Source organism: Methylomonas sp. 2F7 (assembly GCF_057126975.1).
Window position 1 is genome coordinate 1,936,805 of sequence record NZ_CP195203.1, and the last position, 21,548, is coordinate 1,958,352.

Genomic DNA, 21,548 nt, shown 5'->3' on the forward strand with positions numbered 1-21,548 from the left:
GGATTCGGGATTCCACGAAGGGAATGCCTGAACGATGCGGGTTTTGGGTTGGACTTTTTTGAAATCCAGCCTAAAACCGACACGCCGGCACCGAATGTATGTTCCTGTCCATCAAGCGACACCCTGCAACCGCCAGGGTTACAGGATGTCTTGAAACGAACCATCAAAACCAAAAGTCCACGCCAGCCAGGTCTTTCAAGGCTTGTGCATCGAACGGGACTTCGGCGTGTTTACCGTCGTCGTCCCGGCAGGTCACACGTACTCGCGTGGCCGACGGTTTTCGATAGACATCGAGCTTCGAAGCCTGAACATCCGGTTGCAAGGCTTGGAGTGCCGCCTTGAAATCGATGGCACCCTGGCTTTGAAAACGGCTGATACGCAACCCGGAATGCTCGGCAGCCACGTAATCGCCCATCAACGCCACCAAGCTGTCTTCAATGCGCGACTGCTCCTCATCCAACTGGTTGAGTTGGCTTTTGAGGTCCAAAATGGTCAACGCCCGTTGCCGATAACTCGCCGCCAGCTGTTGCCATTGCTGTTCCGCATCACCCTTGGGTAAATACAAATCGCGTTCGGGATCCTTACTCGGTTCCTTTTTCGATTTGACCGCCGACCAGAAATCCATCGCGGTATCGACCAGCCGGGTGAGAAAAGTCTCATCGCGCTGAATCTCGAATTCCACATCCTGGCCTTGGTGGTAGAAAAACAAAAAGCCGCGCTGTGCTTCGGAAACCAGCAATTGTTGCTGGACTTGGCACCAGTAAAGTTGATAGGCATCAGATGCTTCCCGATTCAACACCACATCCAAAAACGTGGTCTCGTGCGGGCATTTGATTTCGACGGGTTCATTCGCTTCGGACAAGCCGTCAAACGAGGCCCGCATCAAAGGATACTTTTCCGACTCGCCGCACAGCGGCAACAACATCAGATCGTGTTTATCCTCGAAACGCTGTAAAGCCTCGGGCTCTTGCTGGATGCCGGCGCGGATCAACGGGTTGTTGTCCAAGTTGGCTTCCAGTACCAGGCCGATTTTCTCGGCCCAGAGCCGCCACGGGGTTTTGTACGGCGAACGATTCATGATGACGGCCGCTTCGCTGGCACTGACGCCTTGTAATCGCCAATGCCGCCATACGTCGGAACGTTGCGATACGTCGACGACCTTCATCGCGAAAATCCGGTCAACTGTACCTGGCAGCCGAAGCGCACCGTCTCGATGCCGAGCTTGTGCAACTGGGTCTGGCAACGCCGGGCCCAATGGCCATCGCCGAACAGCAACAGCAGTTCGTCTTGCGCCGGCAGACACACACCGCCAAAACTCTCGGCCAGTGTCGTCAATTCAGGTCGGCTCAAGGGTTGCGGATTGGGTTCGTTGGCCTGGGGTCGCCACAGACGTTCCAGAAAACCACGGCCGTGACGGCGTAACACCGTGGGTGAATCGTAACGTTGCCAGTCGGTATGACAGGGCACGCGGTTTAATGATTGATCGTTTGTTTTCATGACCTCTCCTTACAAAAAACAAGAGCGTCATCTCCTACCCGGTGGGCGAATCATGACGCCCTCGTGGGTGGTTAAAGAAATTGGAATTGCAGCGCTTCTAAGCCGCGTGACCCAGGGTTTGACGGGCCTGATTCATCGCCATGTCTTTCGCGGACAAGGGTGGCATGCCAGTGTTTTCGGTTTGTTCCAGGGCTTGTGTTGCCTTGGGTTCAACTTGCGATACCTTGTCCAACTCGGCCAACGCAAAGGTCAGGTCGATGCCTTTGAACTTCTGGTGGGCATAGTCGTAGGCTGCTTTCCAGGCACCTGCCGCCTTGGTACGACGTACCAATTCCGCTACGGCCTTTTGCACCTTGGGATGGATTTGCGACAGGTCGATCACGTGCGGTATAGGCTCGGATGCGTCGGTAAACCGATCATCAGTAGAACCATCATCGGTTTCCCAATGCGTCGCCTCGCCATCGATCACGTTACCGTCGACGATATCGTCGAGCGTTTTGCCATCCATTTCCTCGGCCGCATAACCGCATTCCTCCGGAAAGGCTGCCCTGAGTGACGCTGCTTTGCCGCATTTGGATAATTGCCCCTTGGGACGTTTGATCCACATGGCGGTCGGCACTTGCGAGTTTTTACCGCCGGCCGTGCTATAGGCTTCGAGCCAATACACTTCCTCGGTAAAAGCGCAACGTTTGCCGCCGACGATCCGATACACGGTGACCGCCACCCATTCGGGAAAGGTCACGGTGACACTGGATTCCTGCCATTGTTCGTTGTCGTCCTTGTAGCGACCGGTAAAGGTTTTGGTGACATCGGGACCCCAGACGGGCCTATCCATACCGGCCCAAACACCGGTCCGAGACGCGGTCGTCTGGATTTCCATGATGGACGGCCAGACGGTTTCGACATTTCGGCCTAAAGCAGCACTCCACATCGGCACGATATGCACCGGCTTTTTAAAGATGTCGAGCTTGCGGGCCTTGCAATAATCCAGCGCCATCAGAATGGCTTCCGGGGTTTTGGCGGTCGGGAAGGTAACTTCGGTTAGTACTTTCCAGGACTGTTCCGAGAGGCCGTAGCTTTGCTGAACAACAGCTGGCATCGGCAAGTCACGGGTTTTGGGTAAATTGTTGCGGTTGTTTTGGCTCATGGTGGGTATCCTTCAATAAAAAAAGGGAACGCCATTGCCCGCCGGGGAATGGAGTTCCCCAGGGGGTTGAAATACCGAAACCTGAAAAGGGTCGGCGGTGTAACCGTCAAACCAACGAACGCCAGAAATCGGCGCGCTGGGATTTAATGGATGGGCATATCGCTGTAGTCATCATCCCAGTCGGCATCCTCGGGTGTCGTTGGCGATGATGACGAACCGTTGGCGGCTGCCGATGCGTTAGGGCGATCCAGCATCTGCAATTCAAAGGCGGCGATTTCGGTACGGTATCGCTTGTCATTCGCTTGGCCCCATTGCTGGGTACGCAAACGGCCTTCGATGTAGATCTGGCTGCCTCTATGCAAATACTGTTCGGCGGTATCGGCGAGTTTTTTGAAAAACACCACCCGATGCCACTCGGTCCGCTCCTGTTTACCGTTTTTGGGATCGTTCCAGATTTCGCTGGTTGCCAAACGGATGGCGACGACTTTGCCGCCGTTATTGGGCATAAAGCGAACGTCCGGATCGGCGCCGAGCCGGCCCAGCAAGATGACTTTGTTCACGCCGCGATTGGCCATGATGACATTCCTCCTGTCGGCCGCGCCCGACTCAACGATAACAATACCCAGCGGCGCGGCGATGGGCATGCCGGCGCTTCGAATCCCTGGGGGAATCGATACGCCCGGCAGGGTTAAACAATTAATACTCACATCAGGCTTGACGCACCTGACACGCCGATGGAAAACCACCGTCGCCGCTTAAAAACGGAACGCCGACCAAAGTCGGATCAAGGCGGCCATGAAAGACCAGCCGAGAAAGTCTGGGGTGAAGCGGCAGGCTGATGGCCAACCATTTCAGTTGGAGGGTATTGAAGCAGAATTATTTTGAAGAGCTTTTGCAGCTGACGCCGAATTCGCCATCAGCTGCGGACAGGTTAAAAAAAATCTGGCTTACGATCACTGCCCATTCGTCCACATCAGGAAACAGTCATGTCCGAAACAGCTCCACAGCCTAAACCAGTCCCGAGCCGCGCTATCAGTCGGCCGATTTTCGAGCGTACGTTTAAGATCAACAGCGAACAAGCCATTCGCGTCATCCGGAACAGCTATCACCGGTTGATGGTGTCCTTGTACGCAATCGACGTGATCCTGCGCATCATCGGCCGGGAAGAAACCGTCGATGAAATCGAAAGCCTTGTCAGTCAGATGATTGCCGAATGCGCGGAGCAACTGCAGCAGGAAAAACTACGGCTGGAAAAACTCAAGGCCGACAACGGCATCACCGAAACGCCCACGTACACGCACCCCAGGGAATTTGTGGCGAAAATCGCTTCGCCGCAGATTGCGCAATTCGTCGAGTTGATTCGTTTACTGGACCAATTGATGATCGCAATGGACACCTTGTGGCTATGCCAGGTCATCTCCAACAAACATTGCATTGCCGCACGCCTCGAGTGGCAGCAGCGGTTGCAGCGACTAGCCAATAAAATTGTGACGATGGAAAGACATGCGCATCAGGCGGCGTATGAACAGGGGCATGGAGATGAAGTTAGGTTGGCTCGGGAAGAGTCTGGGTTGCTGGTTGAGCCTGAAGATATGGGTGCTCTTAACCAAAAATGAGAAATCCCCCGGCTCTGCCGGGGAGACAGCAGGAGTTTGACATTTAGAGGAGTCCATCAGGAAACTCGGGAGCGTGAGCCGCCAAGCAAACGCAAGAGGAGAACCTGATGGACGAGAACGAGAGCTTAAGTCACTCGAAATGGGAGTGCAAATATCATGTAGTGTTTATACCGAAATGCCGCCGTCGAACCTTGTATAAGGCGTTGCGAAAGCATTTAGGTGAAGTGTTTCGGCGCTTAGCTAGTCAGAGAGAAAGTCGAATATTGGAAGGCCATTTGATGCCGGATCATGTGCATATGCTGATATCGATCCCGCCGAAATATGCGGTGTCGCAGGTGATTGGCTACATCAAAGGGAAGAGTGCGATTCACTTGGCCCGTGTTTATGGTGAAAAGAAGCGGAATTTTGTCGGTCAACATTTTTGGGCGCGGGGGTATTTTGTTTCGACAGTGGGCCGGGACGAAACGATGATACGGGAGTATATCCGTCATCAAGAACAGGAAGACCAACGAATCGAACAAATGAACCTTTGGCAATGAGTCGCCGCCTATTGGCGGCTAAAGTTAAAGGGCCGCGTTAGCGACCCTATTTACCGCTTTGAGCGGTTCACAACATAAAGCCCCCGGCTTTGCCGGGGGATATTTACTGGTGATACCGATATCGAAGTAGTGAGCAAAAACAACATAGCAAAAAATAGCAGCCAAAATTAATACTCGAACTTGAAAACTTAGTCGCCTATCCCCATCTTTGCCAATTGAATTATTTTCATTGGAGGATGATGTGGGCGAGTCAATAGTAGATCGGTTTCAGATACTTGCGTTATCCGGTGGAGGGTACCGGGGTCTTTATACGGCAAAGGTAATAGCAAATATTGAGGAAGATATAAAAGCGCCAATAGCAACAAAGTTTGACTTAATTGCTGGTACTTCTGTAGGCGGAATTCTGGCACTCGCACTCGCACTGGAAATACCTGCTAAAGACATTGTGGATTTATTCGTCAAGCACGGAGATAAAATTTTTAAGCCACAACGCTGGTCGTTTTTTGGTATTTTTAAAGCACTTTATTCTAATAATTCTTTAAAAAACCTGCTTTCCGATGAAAAATTATTTGGTGAGAGCATGTTAGGCTCATTAAAACATCCTGTAATAATTCCTGCAATCAACTACACGACCGGTAAGCCAGTTATATTTAAAACTCCGCATCATAAAAACTTCAAAACTGACCACCAACATAAGATCACTGATATTGCATTAGCTACTAGTGCTGCTCCCGCGTATTTTCCGCGACATGTATTTGATAATAACCAATATGTGGACGGTGGGTTATTTGCAAACGCACCCGGAATATTAGCGTTGCATGAAGCGGAGAATTTTTTTGAATACGATTTAGACAATATACACCTTTTATCCGTAGGGACAATGTCGTCAAAGTTCACAGTTGATCCACGAAAAAATCGTGATGGCGGCACAATTGATTGGGGTGGGTTGAATCCAGCCAACACTCCGAAGAAATTGTTTGGGTTGTCAATATCAGTTCAGGAGTCTTTAACCGACTACATGTTGAAGCATCGCCTTAAACCCGAACATTACATGCATATTGATGAAGATTTAACAGATCAACGTGCGAATGCTGTTTCCTTAGACAAGGTTGATATTGCTGCTCAAGAAGTATTACAAGGTTCGGCAGTCGAAAGTGCAAAGATCTGTCTTGGCAACTCTAAATTTAATAGCTTTATGGAGCATAAGCCCAAGACACCCGTATTTTATTACGGTGAACATTCCAATTCTGAAAAAGGATAATTCATGCTGAAATTAAATAAGCTGTTTTTCTATGCCGATGAGAAAGATGTATTCAATGAGGTTATTCGACCATCTAAAGAACAACGTGATTACTTGGTTTCTTGTAAAAATGATATTCGTGACCATCTCCGCCCCAGAATTAAAGAGGCAACCAGAAAGATATTGAATATGGATAAGTCTATAGAACCTCGCTTTCGTACGCAAGGTTCATGGTCTTATAAAACTTGTATCCAGCCCGCATATTCTCCTCATCAGGAAATGGATTGGGATTATGGTGTTTATCTTCCTGTGGCGGTGTGGGAGCAAAATGGACCTCCGCATGCCATGGCAAAGCTTTATTTCGATCTTGTAGAGCGATTGCTTTACGATCTCTGTAAGTCTAAAGGTTGGGAGTTACAGACAGGGAAATCGACTTGTATTCGTATCCAAGTAGCAAACTGGGCCCATATTGATATTCCGCTATACGCGGCTCCCGAATACAAATTTAATGAAATTGTGGAGAAATCTTTAGCACTACTGTCTATAGATAACAGAGGACGAAGCATGGTTCATGACTCAGCTTATCTATCCGAAAGTGCAGAATTTGGAGAAATTCCGGAGCAAGTTTGGGAGGACTTGGATGACATTATGATGGCGACGCGTTCTGGGGAGTGGAAGGCCTCGGACCCAGAAGCTGTTTCAAGATGGTTCAATGACAGGGTAGAAGAGCATGGAGAACAATTACGAAGGGTTTGCTGCTATCTTAAAGCTTGGAGGGATTATCATTGGAAGGATGGAGGCGGACCTACATCAGTTTCAATTATGATTGCAATAGCTCAAGCCTTTAAACCTAATAGAGGTCGCGACGACCTTGTTTTAGAATATTCCGCAGAACATCTTTCGAATGTGATTCTTGGCGAAATTCGTGAGTTTGGTATTGATGAAGGTGCAGAAGATTTTAATAATCGATTATCAAATGTTGAAAAAACACTAGCAGCACAGCGAGCAAAACAATTTGTTCAAGCAATTCGAATGGCTCGTTCCTATGAATGGCACATGAAACATCAAGCTATTACTGAACTCCAAAATAAATTAGGTGAACGTATTCCTTATAAGCATGATTGGGTCGAAGTCGATAATGGTGCCGATGAAGTCAGAACAACTCCCCCGCAACGAGTATCTCAGCCTGTTGTTCGCAGAACAAAAGCTGGTTAAGAGATGGCGAATGACCAGCTTGGTGCTGCATTTAGACTACTAACTTCTAAGGGATTTGTTTCCACTGGACATCGACATGGACGTCGAACTTTTAGAGGTATTCTTAATTGTTCATCGCTGCCAATATCTATAAGTTTAGAAATAAGTGATTGGGATTTTTTGGTTTATCCAATAATTAAGGTTCTTGAGTATCCAAGTCACTTGCCGGCTCTTCTGCCCCATTTGAGTTCAGAGGGAAATTTATGCTATTTCGCGCCGGGTTCTATCGTTTTAGATCGCTATAACCCAGCAACTGCAATTGATCAATGTTTGGTCCAAGCCACAGATGTATTAAATAAAATACTTGAAGATTCTGATTACCGTATTCATGATATTCAGAACGAATTTTTGTCTCATTGGCTTTTAGATCAGGGCCGTATTCCTTGGTTGGTCTTAAAAGGTACAATCGATACAACGAAAGTATCCACTAATTACTTCATTCTTGGGGATGATGATAATCGCAAGGCGATCATATCTGATGATGCCAATGAAGTTGAAATTATTGCGGGCTCACTTGGGTTTTCTAAGCCTAAAATTAGCAAATGCAAATGTTGGATATTGCACACTGAGAAATTTCCAACTATTCCTGACAATACACTGCCAAATACAGTCAAAGAACTTTTTGAATGGTTAAAAAGTTGGGACAACAATTTATACGTTAGATTTCAAAATACCCTAGAAAAAGAACAAGAATATTTACAATACAGCCTTATTACTTTTGCAATAAGCAGCCCAGTTGGATGGGTTGGTTTTGGATTTGATTTAGATACAATAACTCTTCTTGCTGCAAAAAAAACCGCTGGAAAACGTGGTCCTAAATTATACAAACAGTTTCTGCATGGAAGAGGTAGCGGCGGAAATATCTTTAGAGTTCATATTGCCGACATAAGCGCTGATTTTGTTCACAATAGGAATCTATCATTTTCTGATTTGAAAGATAAACGTATTGTATTAATTGGTTGTGGTGCGATAGGTGGTTTTCTTGCTCAATCCCTTGTTCGTTTAGGCGCAGGAACTGGTTGTCGTGGAAAGTTGATACTGATCGATCCCGATACGCTCGCGCCAGATAATTTAGGACGTCATGTTTTGGGTTATTCGTCTTTGTTTAAGTTAAAAGCTGTAGCACTTCGTGATGAACTATTGAAGCAGTTTCCGCTATCTCGAATTTTTGCAGAACCTATAAATATAACGAAGTATTCTAAACTTTTTGCCTCGGATTTATTGATAGATGCTACAGGCGAGGAAGCCATTAGTGAAATGTTAAATGCCAGTCAGATAGCTAAGCGACCTAAAGCTCCTCCAATCCTGCATATCTGGATCGTTGGAAATGGTGAAGCAACACAGTCACTTTGGGTTGATTCAGAAAAGTATGGGTGTTTCCATTGTTTGAGATTACCCAACACTCAGAACTATAGAGAAGAGCGCTATAAAATACTGAAAGCAGAACCTGAGCGCGGCTTTATCGGGTGCCAAGCTTTTACGCCTTATGCGGTATCTGCCTCAATAAGTGCAGCCGCATTAGCTACAGATAGTATTATTGATTGGATTAAAGGTGATCCGAGTCCACGGTTTAGGACTAGAGCCGTTGAAAATGCAAATATCCGCCAAGTGAAAAATCAAAATATCTCTCCACTGGATGGTTGTGTCGCATGTCGAAATGCTTAATGTGGAAACATCCTTTTAATCCAGATTCCAAAATTCTGATTGAGGAAAATGTTCTTAATATTTTTGACCGTTATCGACAGAATTCACCGGAAAAGCCGGAGTCTGGTGGTATCCTTTTAGGGTATAGACGAAATTATCATATACATATTGTCGATGCGACAGCGCCCCAATTACATGATAGAAGGTCATTGTTTCAATTTTTTCGTAAAGATCAATTGCATCAGAAATATGCCACTAAGCGCTGGTTAAATAGTGGGGAAACAGTGGATTATTTGGGTGAATGGCACACTCATCCGGAACAATATCCATCACCCTCGATATTGGATAAAACTGAATGGCGAAAAATAATACAGTCGCAAGTAAACCCGATGATCTTTCTAATAGTGGGCACTCATCGAGATATTTGGCTTGGGGTTGGCAAAGGAGATAATTTGCTCCAAGCCTCTAATATTTTAGATTTTTAAAAATTCATTAGAAAACAGCCTCTCCAGCGTGGCCGGGATTAGCGCCTGATTGGCTTCTCGGATTTTGGCGTGCCGTTGTTTCAGTTCATTTTGACGGGACAGAATTTCAACGATTTTTAGCTGTTCATTTAATTCCGGCATGGGCAGTTCGATGTTCAAAAACTGTTCCGGGCGGGTGCGTTCTCGGCGGGCACCAACGCCTCGGGTTGCGGCTTGTAGCAATGACCAAAACCATGGCGTTCTGATCAGTTCTCCCAGATAGGCAGGGCTTGCCAGATCGGGTTTGCAACGGAAAGTTCGATACTCCGGCGAGACGAACATGCCGGCTAATTCGGGTGGACAGACGGCCAGCGCGCCTTCCCAGCCTTTGACCTGGCTCAGAACGATGGCATCGGCATAGAGGCGATTGAAGGCTCTGTATGACGTTTCCGTTCCCGCCAATGCTGGCTTGGCGAACAGTCCGCCGCCGAAGCCGCGCACACCGACTTGAGGGTATCGGCCATCGGGTTTGATGGGTTCGGATTCCTCGGATAATTCGATGATGTCGCCCAAGCGAACCATGCGCTCTGCCGCGAATTTATGATGTAGGCTGATTAATAGTGCCTCGGCAACTGCGTCGATGGCATCCAGATGTAGATCGATTTGCCGAACTTTTTCCGCCAATTGATCCAGGCGGGCAACGATGGTTCGTTGTTCGTCAATTGAAGGCAGTGGAACATTTAGGCTTAAAAATTGGGCTGGCGATACCGATTCACGTCGCGCGCCCATGCCTTTGGCTTTCCCTTGTAGCTGTGTCCAAACTGCTTCCCTTTTGCAATACCAATCGAGATAACGAGTATCCAAGCGATCCGGATTTGCTGTAAAAGTCGGAAAGACCGGCGATAAAAACCAACCGTCAAACTCCTCTGGAATTCGAGCAATGGCGCCTTCCCAGGCCTTGGGCGAACTGATAACAAAATCCCCTGCATTCAAGCGGTGAAAGCGTTTATAGGTTGTGTCCAGTGGGGAAATCGGTTCTCGCCTGAATAGGCCTCTTGCGAAGCCGTAAACGCCGGCAAGATTGACCGTTTCCAGTTCAGCACTCTCAACAGCATCAATTTGGGTATGTAATACCTCGCCAAGTTCGACTGTTGGCCACCGACTCATGCTTCACCTTCATTTTTCGAGCCGACCAACCGCCGCGCCTCCAATTCGATCCGCGACCGCTCCAATTCCTCCGCCAACAGTTTTTCATTCGGCAACACGGTTTGATATTCAGCAGCCAGTACCTTGTTCGGCAGGTTATCCAGGGCGTAATGCGCTTCCGCTGCGCCTTTGGCGGCGCAGAGTATCAGGCCTACCGGCGGGTTTTCGCCGGGCTTCATCCAATGTTCGCGGGCATAATTCAGGTACAGGTGCATTTGGCCGGCGTCGGCATAGCTGAACTTGCCGACCTTGAGGTCGATCACCACCAGACATTTCAGGCGACGATGGAAAAACAGCAAGTCGATGCGAAACCAGGTATCGTCGAGCCGCAAACGGCGCTGGCGACCGACAAAGGCAAAGTCGTCGCCCAGTTCCAGCAGAAAATCGGCCAAATGCTGGATCAGCGCGTCTTCGAGATCGGATTCCGAGTATTGGTCTTTCAGGTTGAGAAATTCCAGCACGAACGGGTCCTTGATGGCTTGTTCCGGCGTGATGGCGTCATCCGGTTCGGCGTGTTCAGCTTGTTCCAGCATAGCCACTTTGTTTATCGATAATGCCGTGCGCTCGTAAAATTGGCTGTTGATCTGCCGATCCAGTTGCCGCACCGTCCAGCCGCAACGCAGAGCTTCGGTTTCGTAGAAGCCGCGCGCTTCCGGTTTTTTGACCGAAAGCAAGCGCACGTAAGCCGACCAGGGCAGCGGGAAGGCTTCGGCCAAGGTTGCGAGAGTGAGTAATTGTCCAGACGTTGTCTGGACAATTGGTGTTGGGGAAGATTGTGCAGACAGTGTCTGCGTAATTTGGGAAGAAATGCCAGACACTGTCTGGCGAATCTTATCCATCGGCCAGGTCAGATAGAACGCCCGCATTTGCTGGAGGTTTTGGCGGCTAAATCCCCGGCCAAAACGATTGCTTAAATCCAATGCCAACCGCTGAATCAACGCTTCGCCATACGCGGCGCGATCTTCACCACCTTGTTCGAATTCGACGATGCGGCGGCCAATCTCCCAATAACTGGCCGTCATTAAGGCATTGACGCTACGGGCGGCGGCGCGGCGAGCATTTTCCAGCAGTTGGACGATGTCGGTATGAATATCGCCGTAGGCAATGGGCAAATCGTTGGTTTCGCTCATAGCTCCACCTCATGTTTTAAAGTCTCGACTCGGGACGCTGGAGCGTCTGTGACTGGGTTACCACGCGGAACGTGGGAACCATGGAATTGAGATTTCCGAGACAGTGTTTCGGAAATGTTCATAGCTCCACCTCATGTACCAAGGTTTCGATCTCGCCCAATAAACGCATCACTTCGGATTCGTGGCTGCGCATGCTGGCGATCAGATCTTTAGGATCGGCGTGTTCGAGGCCGGCCTTGGCGTGGGGATTCTTTTGATCGAGATTATAAATCGGCCAGTACAGCGCATCGCCTTCGCTTTGCGAGGCTTTGGCGGCGGCATCGTGGGCTTGTTGTTTGGCTTTCAGGTCGCGCAGATGGGTTTGCAACGCGGCTTTGTCGCCATTGCCGGCGGCGGAGATGGCTTGTTCCTGTTCGCGAATCTGTTTGCCCAGGGCCAGTGCGGTGGTGCGTTCGCTTTCGGCACGTTGCCAGTGGGGTTCGGCGGCGGCAAGGGCATCGGCGCGTTTGCCGGCGAAATTGATTTTCCAAGCTTGCGGGGTTTCCTCGCGGTTGTGCCACCAGTTTAAGGCTGGTTCCAGTTCTTCGAATTGCAAGGGTGCGGTTTTACTGTATTTCTTGCGACCTTCCGGTAGCGGCTGTTCGTAATACCAGATGGTTTCGGTGGGGCCGCCGCGCTCGAAAAACAGCAGGTTGGCTGGAATGTCAGTATAGGGTGCGAACACACCTTGAGGCACGCGCACGATGGTGTGTAGGTTGAATTCTTTCAGCAGCTCTTCCTTGATAGTGGCGCAAACGCCATCCCCAAATAAAGTGCCGTTGGGCACGACCACGGCGGCGCGACCGCCGCGTTCCGCGCCGAAGCCCGCATAACGCAATTTGCGCATGATAAATTGCAAAAAGAGCAGGGCGGTTTCGGCGGTCTGCATGTTGGCCGGGAAATTGGCTTTGATGCCGGCTTCTTCCTCGCCGCCGAATGGCGGGTTGGTCAGGATGACATCGACGCGTTCACTATGGCCGATTTCAGTGACGCGGCGCTCCAAGGTATTGCCGTAAGCAATTTGCGGGGCTTCCAGTCCGTGTAGCAGCAAGTTCATCTGTACCAGCATATACGGCAGCGGTTTGGCTTCCTGGCCGAACAAGGTTTCCCTCTGGAGTTTTCTTCGATCCTCCGGTGTGATGACTTGTTTTAGCAAATGGTCATAGGACTCCACCAGAAATCCGCCGGTACCGCTCGCCGGGTCGAGTACAGTTTCGCCGAGTTTGGGGTCGGTGACTTGCACCATGAAACGAACTACCGGGCGCGGGGTATAAAATTCGCCGGAATCGCCAGCCGCGTCGCGCATTTCCCGCAGCATCGATTCGTACAGATGCGACAGCGTGTGAATTTCTTCGCTGCTATTGAAATGAATGCCGTTGATCTTGTTGATGATGTCACGCAATAAAAAGCCACTGACCATGCGGTTTTGCACGCCTTTGAACACGTTGGCGATGACTTCGCGCTGACTGCCTTTTTCGCCTTCGCCGGCCAAGCCGCGCAGATAAGCGAACAAGCCTTTGCCGCGTTGACCGTCGGGGCGGATGGTTTCGTCCTGGTTGATGAAAGACAATAATTCTTCGCCAGTCACGCCGTCTTCCCGTGCCGCCCAATCCCGCCAGCGATAAGGCGATTCGACGATGCCTTGATAGCGTTTGCCATCCAGCTCGGCTTCCTGTTCATGCAGGAGCTCCAGGTCGTCGAGGAATTTCAGAAACATGACCCAGGTGAGCAGCGGCAAGCGGTCGACGTCGCCGTTTAAGCCTTTGTCTTTACGCAGGATGTCGCGCGCCGATTTGATCAATGCGGACAGTTGTTGTGCGGTGGTTAGCTGAGTATTTACGGTTTTTTTAGGTTTGACCATGCAAAGAATGAATAATTATTGGTAGATGGCGGACTGTAATTGCGACACAGCCGCTTTCAGGCCCTGAATGCCGCCGAAATGGCGGTTGGCGATTTCCGTGGGGGTGCCGTATTGTTCGAACGGCTGAACTTTCATCAATTCGGATAAGGCGTTGAATTGGCTAATGCCGCGCTCGATGTATTTATCCAGCATCAGCGCGAGGATTTCGCGGGCCGTTTCGCTGTGCTGGCTGAATAGATTCTGGGCCGATTTGCGGGCTTGCTCGGCACATTGCCGGCGGGTCAACAAAGGCGAATTCCAAGCCAGATTGCAAAGCAAATCGAAGGGATCGGCATCCGGCAAGTCGGACGATGCGGCGAGTTCTTCGAAGCTGATGCCACGTTCGGTGAGTTCGCGTAGCAAGTCGCTACGGGTATCCGGGTTGGCCCAGTCGCGCTGAAATTCATGGCTGCCGGGATACATCGAACGCACCGCGCGGCCGGAATATTCGGTGTAACGCACGACTTGTAGCTTCTTGCCGTCGGTATCCAGATCGTAGACTAGATGGCCGATGACTTCGACTGTGCCACCATCGACATAGAATTTACGCGGTTCGGGCGGCGGATCGGTGATGATTTCACCTTCGCCGTCTACGGCATTGTCTTCGTCAGGTTGGTATTCACCCGGTGTTTCCTGGACTTCGTTGTCGATGATCTCGACCGTGGTATCGATAATTTCGCCTTCTTCATCGATGGTGACTTCTTCGATACGTGCAGGATCGCCGTCAAAGTCCGGATCGGCAAAATGCCGCGTCGCCGTGCCGGTGAAATCGATGATGTTGAAATATTCCTTGCCGTAATCGACCTTCAGGCGCGTGCCACGGCCGACGATTTGCTTGAATTCGGAGCGAGAGCCTACCACGCGAGCCAACACCACGTTCTTGACCATTTCGGCATCGACGCCGGTGGTGAGGAGTTGCGAGGTGGTCAGGATGGCGGGCGTGGGTTTGTCGATATCCTGGAAATGGGCCAGATGGGTCAGGCCGATAGCGCCTTCGTCGGCGGTGACGCGGCAGACGTAATCAGGGTATTGCTTGACCAAATCGCTATTGAGATTGAGCAGTTCCTGGCGCATTTCCGAGGCGTGTTCCTGATCGACGCAAAACACCAAGGTTTTGGCAAAGCGGTCAGTGCCTTTCAAAAAATCGGTGAGATGCTTGGCCATGGCGCGAGTTCTTGCGCGTAAGGCAATCACCCGTTCAAAATCCTTGGTCTGATATTCATCATCCGGTACTGGGCGACCGAAACGATCCAGTTCGTCTTTCGAGGGTCGCCAACCCGCGGCATCGACGGTGGTAATCACGCGATGTATCCGATATGGCGCCAGAAAACCGTCTTCGATGCCTTGACGCAAACTGTAGGTGTAGACCGGGTTGCCGAAATACTCGTAGCTATCGCGAGAATCTTCCCGGAGCGGAGTCGCAGTCATACCGACTTGGACTGCCGGTTGGAAATAATCCAGCACCGCTCGCCAGCTACTGTCGTTGCGACTAGAGCCACGATGACATTCGTCGATGATGATCAAATCGAAAAAATCTGGCCGGTACTGACGAAACACATCGCTATAAGGATTAGTCAGTGCCTGATAGATGCCGAAATACATTTCCCGGCCCTGGCTGACATCGTTGCCGGAAATTTTGAAGCGGGCATCGCCGAACGGGGCAAACATCTTGGCCATTGGATCATCGACCAGGATGTTGCGGTCGGCGAGAAACAGAATTTTGGGGCGGCGGTATTCGCCGGTTCTATTCCAGCGGCTATTCCAAAGCTTCCAACACAGTTGAAACGCCACGCAGGTTTTGCCGGTACCGGTGGCCATGGTAGTCAGGATGCGTTTTTGTCCGAGTAAAATCGCTTCGATGATACGGTTGATGGCAATGACCTGGTAGTAACGGGGAATCTTGCCCGACACCAAATTAAACGGTTCCAGCAATTGGTTACTGGCTGTTTCAGACAGCAAAGAGAAGGCGGTTAGGCGGTGCCAGAGGTCATCAGGACTTGGGTATTGATCAATCACACGTTCAGTACCTGTCGCGTAATCGATTTCGATAATGTGCCGGCCATTGGTGGCATAAGCGAATTTAAGTCCAAGAATTTCGGCATACTCGCGCGCTTGTTGTACGCCGGTTTCGGCGGGGAAGGCAATGCTTTTAACCTCAACGACCGCCAGCGGAAAATCGCGCCGGTAATACAACAGATAATCGGCACGTTTCTGTTGGCCGCGACGAACTTTGCCGCCGGTGACAAAAATTCGGCCATTGGTGAATGTGCGTTGTTCGCCGATTGAATGGGGCGAGATTGACCAGCCGGCATTTACCAGTTTTGGAGTAACAAATTCGCGACTGGTATCGGCCTCGGTCATGATCGTATCGCGTTTGTTATCCCTATCCATCCAGTTCTATCCTGATCCAAAGCCTAACGGTTATTATGCAGTATCAATAAATGGTGGAATGTTAGCAGCTAAGCGGCTCAATTCATAAGTATTCGCTATCCTGGAAAGTCGCAATTTAGCTTTCTGGCTACAATTGCTCTGTGTAACATTGAGTCTTGATTGCTGACAAAATTTCAAATCAACCATCTTCATAAAAAAGGCAATAACTATATGAACAAATCCGACCTCATCGACGCCATCGCCAGCCACGCCAATCTAACTAAAGCCGACGCCGGTCGCGCATTGGATGGCATTACTCAATCCATTCAAGCCGCGTTGAAATCCGGTGATTCCGTGGCTTTGGTAGGCTTTGGTACCTTTGAAGTGAAAGAACGCGCCGAACGTACTGGCCGTAATCCACAAACCGGTGCTGCTATTACGATTGCTGCCGCCAAATTGCCATCCTTCAAAGCCGGCAAAGGCCTGAAAGACGCAGTTCAGTAAGTTTTAGACCGCTCATTGCGGCCCCATGCCCCAGCCTTCCAGTTCCGACTGCCGTTTGACAGTAGGGACATCCAGATCGGTCATGCGGCCTTGGTTGCGGGTCAAGGTGTCTTGGCGGTCGCTGGAAGCTGCGCCGTATTTTTGCGGATTCAGCCGGCTGCCGGTACCGGTGAGTTGATCCAGATTCAGCATGGACGCCGCATTGGCGGCGGTCGGCAAATGCCCCGTCTGCGCCAGAATCGCCAACCATTCGTCCAGATTGACTTGGGTCCAATCCACGCGGTCCAGGTCAGCGACTTTGATGCCGGTACAACTAGGACTTTCTGGCGTGCCGAAATCCATGCCCAACTGCGGTTTGATTTGTTCATTGAGGATGCGCGCTAGCGGCGAGTTGTAGCAGCAGTAACTTTCCTTGCGCACCCAACACACGCCAGCCACCTTGCTCTCGCAATAGGTGCCGAGGTCCGTGCAGACTTTCAGTTGTTTCTTGGCGGCCAGTTCGTACTCCGGTTCCTCACAGGAATAGACGATCTGGATAATCATGATGATGATCATCACCACGGTGTAGGCCGTCATCAGCGTACTGAGCAGTTCGCCAGCCACGGCCGCGCCGCCGCCCAACTCGACGCCACCCGATTCCGCTGCCGGGGTCAAATTGCCCGCCGAATCAAAGGCCGCCTGACCGCCAGCGCTGAACAAGGCATTGCCGGCCGCTTCGCCAAAGGTCTGGCCGATCCATTCCGCCACGGACTTCATTAATTCACCTTTGAGTGAATCCAGTAAACCTTGCGAGGCAATATCGCTGGTACTGAGCATGTCGGTGCCGACCAAGTCATTCACGGTCGAGGCAAAATCCGCCTGAAAACTATTCCAGGCATCGCCGGCCAACGTAAACGGTGTCCGCATGGTTTCCCAGGCACCTCGAATCGCCGAAGTGCTGTCCATGGCCATGACGGCGCTGTCCATCTGACTGGTGGCGATCAGCAGATCAATGTAACGGCCTAGCCCCATCGCGCCAGAGGGCGTTTCGCAGCAATCGACCAGACTGAGGGCGCCGCCGACCATTTTGCAACTGGCGGGTTTTCCCTGAAATACCTGACAGGTAGTCGGATCCTTTTGCTGTAGATCGGCATTGGCGTAGTCGCAATGCAAGTCCATCGCCATTTGCTGAGCGCTGTTGAGTAAGGCTACTGCCTTGCTGAAATCCTGGCTCTGGGTGCGATTCACGCTGATGCAGTCCTCCCCCATGCAACGAATCGGCCCGGCACATTGCTGTTGGGTGTTGCTTTGAATGCCGGGAATGCCCACCGTTTGCCCGCAGTCATAAGTATCGACGCTGTCCCAGCAGGTGCCGGAGGCCAACACACTGGTACATTGGCTTTTGATGAACGAGCAGCCTTGCGTTTCCAACGACGCACAGGTCTTGTTGGGTATCCCGTTCGCCGGCGGCTCCAAGCAATGAGTGCCGGCGGTGTCGGTCCAACATTGCCCATACTGATTCAAATCGCAATGCCCTGAGGCTTGAATGTTCATGCAACTATTGCGAATCCCGGTCGAACTGGCCACCGTGGCTTGGGCCAAATCCGTGCCGCAAACCATCACCTGCGAAGTTGGGTCGACGTAACAGCCTGAAGCATTGGCGGGGTCATTCGTACAACTCAATTGGCTGCCGGCCTGACAAATGCCGTCAGTAATCGCATTGGCTAAGTTTTGGCAATTCGGACCACTCCAGCTCCATTGGTCCTGGGTGATCAGTTTCGACAAATCGTAGCGTAGTCGAATCCTGGAATAACCTTCACCATTACCACCAACCATGGTTTCCTGTTTGAAGACTTTGTTGCCGGTACTGTTGAAGGCATAGGTGACGTCGCGATTGGGATGGTCGACCCAGCTATTGCTGAGTTCACATGAGCCACCCCAGCCGGTGGAACCGGTATAGATCAGATTCCCGCCGTAATAGACGCGGGCATGGTCATCGAACTCGACATCTTCCAGCGTGGCACTGATGATGGCTTCCGGGTGCAGGACGTTGTATGTGACTTCCCAGTTGAATATGCCGCAGCCGGCTGACCAATAGTTATCGCCAACGCGGCCCACGTACAAATCCATGCAGCCAGAACCACAGCTGGACATGCCTCCGTTACCGGCGACAAAGCTGAGTAGGGTCTCAACATTGACTTGATGCGTCGCGGTACAACTTTGCGGTACCGTCGGTTGGCGCAGACACAACTGATAGTCGGGGATACGGACCGAATGGCTGGTCTCGGTTTGCGTGGTCATGGTGGTACAGTCCGAAAACGACTGCGCCCAGGGCGTGAAATTGGCAAACACCTGATCGCCGGCAGTCCAGAGTGCATCGTTGTGTAAATCCGGATGCGACTGGTGGGCATTATCGATCAAAGTGCGATAGGCTTCGCCGGTGAAGCTGGATTCGCCGTTCAAGGCGGTCTGCGAGTTTAAGCCCGCCGCCAGTGTGCCGGGGTTGTTGCCATAGAGATCGGCAAACTCCTGGGCCGTGGTCGTAGCGCTGTTAGTATCCGGAAACAAGGTGCCAATCGATATGGCACTTTCCTGAGCGGTCCCCGGATTCAAGGTTAGCGTGCCGTTGCCGGTATCGAGCGGAAACGCAAAACCATCGAGGACTTGCTGACCGAGTTGTTGGCCATCACGCCCGGCCGCCTGAATCGCATCGGCCCAGGACACACCAAACGGTGTCCAGGCCAGCGTGACGCACAGCACCGCTGACAGGATTTGCGTAACAAATGTTTGGGGATCAAAGAATTGTCTCATCGCCTCATAAACCAACGCAGCAATCTTGCCACCTAAATAGGATGTATAGATGATCTTCACCCGGCCCTGGATAGGTGCGGCCCGCACCCCACTTGAAGGTAGTTTCGCCGATGGCGTGATTGGACTCAGTTTCCGCGACCGGATAAAACATCGATAGCCGATATTGCGATTTGGGGATAAAGGGGTAGATATGGCCGCCGCACAAAGCATCGTTGCCGGAGGTTTTCCAGGCCAGCCCGCGTCTATGCAAGGAGGCCGTGGCGCGCGTTGCCAACAAGCTGGTAATCCTGGGATCGGTCCCGTAACTGGTCGGCGAAATCCCGGATAAGGGATACATATGCCCCCAGGCGCCGGCACACCAGAACAAGGCATCGAGAGGATTGCCGGTGGCGGCCGCCGCAGCATCCGCGACGCACGCGGAGATGGCCACCGGATTGGCAAACAACGCCGTTTCCGGACTGGTAAAAAATGCCAACAAATCGCTGTTCCAGGTCGGGTCGAGTTCCGAGACATACAGCAAATCGAAATCCCGATAGCCGTCGCTATTGCAACGGCCATCCCAGAACAGATCCAGCATGATGGTCAGCGGAAAGGCAAAGTAGTGGTAATTGAAAAACGACATTTCACTGGCATCGAAGTCGGCTTTGCCGGTGGTGGCGATCAAGCGCACATTCGAGGCACTGAACTTATGTCCGCCCAATGCCGGCGAGCACCAGGGATTGCGGACGATTTCAATCAAACGGGCTGGATTCCATAAACCCATGGTCATCCCCAATTCCGGTATGCCCATGGGATCGGTACAGAAACAAAACTTCTGGTCGGTAGCGATGCTCGGCACATTGCCACCCCCCAATGAAGCACCAGCGGCGCGAATAGGAAACAGACAGCTCCAGCAAATATCGGTGATGAGTTTGCCCGACCACAGCTGAGCATCGGCACACAACGGATCAGTGGCAGTAGTTGTGGTATCGGCATAAAGCGGGGCTGTTAATGTCAGCAGCAAACCAAAAACCCAATGGAAAACGCATCGCTTCATGATGGCGCTCCCTGTAAAGACGGTACTTTGCGTTCATGAACCACCAAGTGGTTGCCGGCTTGTTCGACCATGGCCGGTACCTGCTGTAATTGAAAACGACTGCGCACATCCGGCGTCAGTAAATACACCGGGGCCTGAAGCCTAGTTTCCAGTTTCTTCAATTGATCCCAGCCGTCCTGCCGCGGTAGGGAGGTGGCCAAATACAGCACACGAGCTTTTTTGTCCTGGCAGGATTGACGTTGAATCAGTTCGACCTGAGCCGGTACCGTGGCATCGAATACCATCAGACATAAGCCAAACGGCATTTTGTCCAATGGGTTGACGGTTTGTCCGGCTCGGATGATCAGCTGACCGTTGGGCGCTGCTAGATCGCGCGGGGCTGTGATGGTTAGATCCAAAGTCCGATCACGATCTTCCCGAGCCACAGGCAGCACTTCGAATTTCTGCTGTGCCCAGAATCGAGCGATGGCTTGTTGCTGCTTTTGTTTCCAGTCGATGGCGACCATCCGGCGTTTGATCTCTTCCAGTAAATCAATTTCAGCAATCTCGCTGACATCGCCCAAGGTGCCTAAATCGCCCAGTTTGCTGGCTTTGAGTTGCTGGTCCAGCCAGGACAGACTACTGACACCTCGAACATGTAAGCGAGATTGACCGTCTTGTTCGACAACGATGTCAGGTGCTGAGGTTACCGACCAGCGTTGAAAGCGGGTGGGATCAATGACGATGTTCGGCAGAGGATCAATGCCTTTGAGTAAACGCTTGAGGTCTGTCATCAACGCCGGTAGTTTTTGACCAGGCTTAGAGCCACGAAACACCAGTAACACATCATCTCGCCCTGAAGCCTCTTCAAAAATGCCTTTTAGCGCCGCATCACCGAGTGAAAAAGAGACAAATAATATGGTGAGTGGTTTGTTCGATTGGTTTGTCGAAAGGCTTCTTTCAGTTCCGGTCGATATCGCAGGTTTTTTAATCGATTGCGCGGTTTCAAAGACCTGCATCGCCTGGCGCTTCAGCTCCAACGGTTCAGTCTGACCGTTCAGCCATTCAGGTCGAGCCTGGTCTTCCAAGGCGTGCAATATGGCCTGAGAACGTTGCAGCCAGGCTTCCTCTGCCTGAACTGTCTGCACACTGAAGCAGCAGAGAAAACAAAGCGCCGATTGAAGCCAAAGATG

18 protein-coding genes are annotated in these 21,548 nt (G+C 51.2%); 7 read left to right on the forward strand and 11 right to left on the reverse strand.

Annotated features, from left to right (window positions below; genetic code table 11):
* Nucleotides 1-163: 163 nt before the first annotated feature.
* The 4 genes from ACR64Q_RS08840 to ssb all read right to left on the reverse strand — a co-directional run bounded on the left by ACR64Q_RS08840 (nucleotide 164) and on the right by ssb (nucleotide 3,351).
* On the reverse strand, nucleotides 164-1,165 hold the full coding sequence (locus tag ACR64Q_RS08840) for a YqaJ viral recombinase family nuclease (RefSeq protein ID WP_313734337.1): 1,002 nt from the start codon (nucleotides 1,163-1,165) through the stop codon (nucleotides 164-166).
* The gene (locus ACR64Q_RS08845; RefSeq protein ID WP_020481810.1) at nucleotides 1,162-1,497 is read right to left on the reverse strand and encodes a hypothetical protein; all 336 of its coding nucleotides are present in this window, start codon (nucleotides 1,495-1,497) and stop codon (nucleotides 1,162-1,164) included. The genes ACR64Q_RS08840 and ACR64Q_RS08845 overlap by 4 nt, the downstream gene beginning before the upstream one ends.
* A 97-nt stretch (nucleotides 1,498-1,594) precedes the next feature.
* Nucleotides 1,595-2,644 carry a phage recombination protein Bet gene (gene bet / locus ACR64Q_RS08850; RefSeq protein WP_313734338.1) on the reverse strand — a complete coding sequence of 350 codons (1,050 nt, stop codon included), beginning with the start codon at nucleotides 2,642-2,644 and terminating at the stop codon, nucleotides 1,595-1,597.
* A 143-nt stretch (nucleotides 2,645-2,787) separates the two neighbouring features.
* Entirely contained in the window at nucleotides 2,788-3,351 is a 564-nt protein-coding gene (gene ssb, locus ACR64Q_RS08855; protein ID WP_409521165.1) for a single-stranded DNA-binding protein, read from the reverse strand.
* Between the two features lie 279 nt (nucleotides 3,352-3,630).
* Between ssb and ACR64Q_RS08860 the strand changes: the two genes are divergently transcribed.
* The 6 genes from ACR64Q_RS08860 to ACR64Q_RS08885 all read left to right on the forward strand — a co-directional run bounded on the left by ACR64Q_RS08860 (nucleotide 3,631) and on the right by ACR64Q_RS08885 (nucleotide 9,422).
* A complete protein-coding gene (locus tag ACR64Q_RS08860) occupies nucleotides 3,631-4,260 on the forward strand; it encodes a hypothetical protein (RefSeq protein WP_313734339.1) in 630 nt (209 codons plus the stop codon).
* Between the two features lie 107 nt (nucleotides 4,261-4,367).
* The gene (gene tnpA, locus ACR64Q_RS08865) at nucleotides 4,368-4,799 is read left to right on the forward strand and encodes an IS200/IS605 family transposase (RefSeq protein ID WP_313734340.1); all 432 of its coding nucleotides are present in this window, start codon (nucleotides 4,368-4,370) and stop codon (nucleotides 4,797-4,799) included.
* A gap of 241 nt (nucleotides 4,800-5,040) precedes the next feature.
* On the forward strand, nucleotides 5,041-6,060 hold the full coding sequence (locus ACR64Q_RS08870; protein WP_483823309.1) for a CBASS cGAMP-activated phospholipase: 1,020 nt from the start codon (nucleotides 5,041-5,043) through the stop codon (nucleotides 6,058-6,060).
* Nucleotides 6,061-6,063: 3 nt separating this feature from the next.
* Nucleotides 6,064-7,254 (forward strand): CBASS cGAMP synthase, encoded by a 1,191-nt coding sequence (locus ACR64Q_RS08875; RefSeq protein ID WP_313734342.1) that lies wholly within the window; start codon nucleotides 6,064-6,066, stop codon nucleotides 7,252-7,254.
* A gap of 3 nt (nucleotides 7,255-7,257) precedes the next feature.
* On the forward strand, nucleotides 7,258-8,958 hold the full coding sequence (locus ACR64Q_RS08880; protein WP_313734343.1) for a ThiF family adenylyltransferase: 1,701 nt from the start codon (nucleotides 7,258-7,260) through the stop codon (nucleotides 8,956-8,958).
* Nucleotides 8,958-9,422: a Mov34/MPN/PAD-1 family protein gene (locus tag ACR64Q_RS08885; protein ID WP_313734344.1), complete on the forward strand. Its 465-nt coding sequence runs from the start codon at nucleotides 8,958-8,960 to the stop codon at nucleotides 9,420-9,422. The genes ACR64Q_RS08880 and ACR64Q_RS08885 overlap by 1 nt, the downstream gene beginning before the upstream one ends.
* Here ACR64Q_RS08885 and ACR64Q_RS08890 read toward each other — a convergent pair.
* The 4 genes from ACR64Q_RS08890 to hsdR all read right to left on the reverse strand — a co-directional run bounded on the left by ACR64Q_RS08890 (nucleotide 9,411) and on the right by hsdR (nucleotide 16,067).
* Nucleotides 9,411-10,568: a restriction endonuclease subunit S gene (locus ACR64Q_RS08890; protein ID WP_313734345.1), complete on the reverse strand. Its 1,158-nt coding sequence runs from the start codon at nucleotides 10,566-10,568 to the stop codon at nucleotides 9,411-9,413. The two genes, ACR64Q_RS08885 and ACR64Q_RS08890, sit on opposite strands and share 12 nt — an antisense overlap.
* A complete protein-coding gene (locus tag ACR64Q_RS08895) occupies nucleotides 10,565-11,737 on the reverse strand; it encodes a PDDEXK nuclease domain-containing protein (protein WP_313734346.1) in 1,173 nt (390 codons plus the stop codon). Before ACR64Q_RS08895 ends, ACR64Q_RS08890 begins: the two co-directional genes overlap by 4 nt.
* Nucleotides 11,738-11,855: 118 nt before the next feature.
* Nucleotides 11,856-13,637 carry a class I SAM-dependent DNA methyltransferase gene (locus ACR64Q_RS08900; RefSeq protein ID WP_313734347.1) on the reverse strand — a complete coding sequence of 594 codons (1,782 nt, stop codon included), beginning with the start codon at nucleotides 13,635-13,637 and terminating at the stop codon, nucleotides 11,856-11,858.
* A 15-nt stretch (nucleotides 13,638-13,652) separates the two neighbouring features.
* A complete protein-coding gene (gene hsdR, locus ACR64Q_RS08905) occupies nucleotides 13,653-16,067 on the reverse strand; it encodes an EcoAI/FtnUII family type I restriction enzme subunit R (RefSeq protein ID WP_313734348.1) in 2,415 nt (804 codons plus the stop codon).
* Between the two features lie 210 nt (nucleotides 16,068-16,277).
* Here hsdR and ACR64Q_RS08910 point away from each other — a divergent pair, with 210 nt between their 5' ends.
* Nucleotides 16,278-16,550 (forward strand): HU family DNA-binding protein, encoded by a 273-nt coding sequence (locus ACR64Q_RS08910; RefSeq protein ID WP_313734349.1) that lies wholly within the window; start codon nucleotides 16,278-16,280, stop codon nucleotides 16,548-16,550.
* Between the two features lie 12 nt (nucleotides 16,551-16,562).
* Here the strand turns inward: ACR64Q_RS08910 and traN are convergent, their stop codons facing one another.
* From traN to ACR64Q_RS08925, 3 genes are read right to left on the reverse strand one after another with little or no spacing between them, the layout of a single operon-like run.
* Nucleotides 16,563-19,340 (reverse strand): conjugal transfer mating pair stabilization protein TraN, encoded by a 2,778-nt coding sequence (gene traN, locus ACR64Q_RS08915; protein WP_313734350.1) that lies wholly within the window; start codon nucleotides 19,338-19,340, stop codon nucleotides 16,563-16,565.
* A 4-nt stretch (nucleotides 19,341-19,344) separates the two neighbouring features.
* Nucleotides 19,345-20,376 (reverse strand): TraU family protein, encoded by a 1,032-nt coding sequence (locus tag ACR64Q_RS08920; protein WP_313734351.1) that lies wholly within the window; start codon nucleotides 20,374-20,376, stop codon nucleotides 19,345-19,347.
* Nucleotides 20,373-21,503, reverse strand: a complete 1,131-nt coding sequence (locus tag ACR64Q_RS08925; protein WP_483823310.1) for a TrbC family F-type conjugative pilus assembly protein — start codon at nucleotides 21,501-21,503, stop codon at nucleotides 20,373-20,375. The genes ACR64Q_RS08920 and ACR64Q_RS08925 overlap by 4 nt, the downstream gene beginning before the upstream one ends.
* Nucleotides 21,504-21,548 lie beyond the last annotated feature (45 nt).

Coding starts and splice junctions, on each gene's coding strand:
- ACR64Q_RS08840 (WP_313734337.1), bottom strand. CDS start 1,165: ATGAAGGTCGTCGACGTATCGCAACGTTCCGACGTATGGCGGCATTGG.
- ACR64Q_RS08845 (WP_020481810.1), bottom strand. CDS start 1,497: ATGAAAACAAACGATCAATCATTAAACCGCGTGCCCTGTCATACCGAC.
- bet (WP_313734338.1), bottom strand. CDS start 2,644: ATGAGCCAAAACAACCGCAACAATTTACCCAAAACCCGTGACTTGCCG.
- ACR64Q_RS08860 (WP_313734339.1), top strand. CDS start 3,631: ATGTCCGAAACAGCTCCACAGCCTAAACCAGTCCCGAGCCGCGCTATC.
- tnpA (WP_313734340.1), top strand. CDS start 4,368: ATGGACGAGAACGAGAGCTTAAGTCACTCGAAATGGGAGTGCAAATAT.
- ACR64Q_RS08875 (WP_313734342.1), top strand. CDS start 6,064: ATGCTGAAATTAAATAAGCTGTTTTTCTATGCCGATGAGAAAGATGTA.
- ACR64Q_RS08880 (WP_313734343.1), top strand. CDS start 7,258: ATGGCGAATGACCAGCTTGGTGCTGCATTTAGACTACTAACTTCTAAG.
- ACR64Q_RS08885 (WP_313734344.1), top strand. CDS start 8,958: ATGTGGAAACATCCTTTTAATCCAGATTCCAAAATTCTGATTGAGGAA.
- ACR64Q_RS08890 (WP_313734345.1), bottom strand. CDS start 10,568: ATGAGTCGGTGGCCAACAGTCGAACTTGGCGAGGTATTACATACCCAA.
- ACR64Q_RS08895 (WP_313734346.1), bottom strand. CDS start 11,737: ATGAGCGAAACCAACGATTTGCCCATTGCCTACGGCGATATTCATACC.
- ACR64Q_RS08900 (WP_313734347.1), bottom strand. CDS start 13,637: ATGGTCAAACCTAAAAAAACCGTAAATACTCAGCTAACCACCGCACAA.
- hsdR (WP_313734348.1), bottom strand. CDS start 16,067: ATGGATAGGGATAACAAACGCGATACGATCATGACCGAGGCCGATACC.
- ACR64Q_RS08910 (WP_313734349.1), top strand. CDS start 16,278: ATGAACAAATCCGACCTCATCGACGCCATCGCCAGCCACGCCAATCTA.
- traN (WP_313734350.1), bottom strand. CDS start 19,340: ATGAGACAATTCTTTGATCCCCAAACATTTGTTACGCAAATCCTGTCA.
- ACR64Q_RS08920 (WP_313734351.1), bottom strand. CDS start 20,376: ATGAAGCGATGCGTTTTCCATTGGGTTTTTGGTTTGCTGCTGACATTA.